Annotated in this window: 1 protein-coding gene and 1 pseudogene; both read right to left on the bottom strand. The window is 52.3% G+C overall.

What is annotated here, in order from left to right; genetic code table 11:
- The coding region (locus HMPREF0308_RS05785; protein ID WP_005529636.1) for a PBSX family phage terminase large subunit at positions 1–1134 on the bottom strand (1134 nt) is incomplete at its 3' end.
- Positions 1127–1411 (bottom strand): annotated as a pseudogene (locus HMPREF0308_RS05780) (hypothetical protein); the annotation flags it as partial. The pseudogene HMPREF0308_RS05780 and the gene HMPREF0308_RS05785, both read right to left, overlap by 8 nt.

Genomic DNA, 1411 nt, shown 5'->3' with positions numbered 1-1411 from the left:
CCCGGGGATTTCATCGATGAGGTTCTTACAGCGTGACGATACGAATAGTTGCCCGTTGTCTAACAAACTGGAAATAGTGCGGATGCCATCAAGAACATCATTATTTGCTGTGGTGATACGCTGCACACCATCCTCATGGAGCTGTAGGCCAAATGATGCTGCCGCTGGGTCATAGTAAATCCACTGTGGGTAATCGTGCGATGTGAGCCATTCTTTCAAATCGGCGGTTAACGCCGCATTGGTTAACCTACCTGGCGCCCATTCATCCACCGCGTACAGTTTCCGGTCTGTTCCCATGCCTAGCATGATTCCGGTTGTTGGGTGCGTAGTGCCGTAGTCGATACCCAGTGCGATGATGGTTTCCATCGGTGGCATGTCTTCTGGGTCAACCACGTGCTTTGATTCATCCCACATGGAGTAGATAGCACCCTCTGCGGCTACCCATAATCCTTGGATGAATCGGAGGAACCACATGCCTGTGTATTCCTTTTTCAGATTATTCTTGTACGCCGTGGTTAGTGATGGGTTATCGTCCATCGTGAAATGCCAGTACGTCCAATCCGTGAGCTGATTTTCCGGTTGGGTTTTCGTGTCGTAGTGCATGCAGCCGGGCACGCGGACTAGGTAGTCTTTGCGTAGCCAGTGGTTCTGCGAGTCCGGGTTAGTGGTGCAGAATAGCTTGGAGTAGGACTTGGACAGGCGGGATAGTAGCTGCTTAAAAAAGGCGGGGTGCAGCAGAGTAATCTCATCCGCGAATGCTAGGCCGATGGTCATACCGCGAATCTTGGACTCCGCACCGGCATCATTCGCACCAATGATGTGTACCTGCTTGCCGAAGATGGTGGCGCGGGGTGCCCCTTGCCGGTACACCACATACTTTTTGACGGGGATAAATAGGGTGAGTGTTTCGATAGGTTCGAATACGTTTCGGTAAATCGAATCACGGTTCTTGCCAGTGATGACAATAGCCGCACTACCCGTATACGCCGCTACTAATGACAGCATGAGGATAGCCCATGTGTACGTCTTACCTGAGCGTACCGACCCATCCCAGATGTTCACACGGCCCGTGGAGCCAGCCATCGCGTCCTTCTGCTTCTGGCTGAATCCCATTACCTCTGAGACATCAATCATCCTGATTGTCATCCTCCACTGGTTGCGCCACTGGCCCCTTGAGCAACGCCGCGACGATGGCATCCATCGCAGCCTTAGCACCATCCAGGCCGTCGTTGTTTTCGATGCGGTCTAGGCCCATGAGGGTGGCGCGGTGCTGCATGATACGGATTGCTGCATTAACTGCTTGTGGGGAACCGGATCGTAGCTTCTTCTGCAATGACAGCTCCATCTGATTAAGTTTGTCCAGTTCCATATCGCGTAATTCGATAGCATTCTCACGGGGAATGTAATCCAT

The sequence above is a fragment of the Corynebacterium striatum ATCC 6940 genome (genome assembly GCF_000159135.1).
Lineage (GTDB): Bacteria > Actinomycetota > Actinomycetes > Mycobacteriales > Mycobacteriaceae > Corynebacterium > Corynebacterium striatum.
This window is presented reverse-complemented; position numbering and strand designations above follow the sequence as displayed.